The 389-nt window shown below is 35.0% G+C and carries 1 pseudogene; it reads right to left on the bottom strand.

Annotation, left to right across the window (positions count from 1 at the left end):
- A pseudogene (locus tag B0A78_RS11515) lies at nucleotides 1–389 on the bottom strand (hypothetical protein); the annotation flags it as partial.

The raw sequence follows: 389 nt of genomic DNA, 5'->3' as shown, positions 1-389 counted from the left end.
TTTTGGTATTGTTTGTAAAAGGTTATCGCTTCGATAAATTGTAAATAATGCGCATTGGTTCTTCGTGGTTTAAAAACGCTGTTTGGTAATGTGAGGAACTCGGCAAAAGGATTTCTGACGGATATTGTTTTTAATAATCGTTGAGCGTTTTTTAATAGTTCTCTTGCTTTTACTTCTGCTTCGTAGTTTACTTTTCCTGCTGATAATTGTCTTTGATAGAACATTATTTTTTCGTCCTGCTCATGGCTTTCATCGATGTATAATAAAAAACTCCTATTGCTATTATCCTCGTAGATGCTTTCTTGTGTGGTGCAACCGCTTACACTTACTGGACCTTCGACCGTTAGATGTATTGTTTTTGTAGTTCCTTTTTTGTCTTTATGTACTAC

The sequence above is a fragment of the Flavobacterium columnare NBRC 100251 = ATCC 23463 genome, assembly GCF_002530675.1.
Classification (GTDB): domain Bacteria; phylum Bacteroidota; class Bacteroidia; order Flavobacteriales; family Flavobacteriaceae; genus Flavobacterium; species Flavobacterium columnare.
The sequence above is the reverse complement of the archived record's forward strand: the minus strand, read 5'-3'. Positions and strand labels throughout refer to the sequence as shown.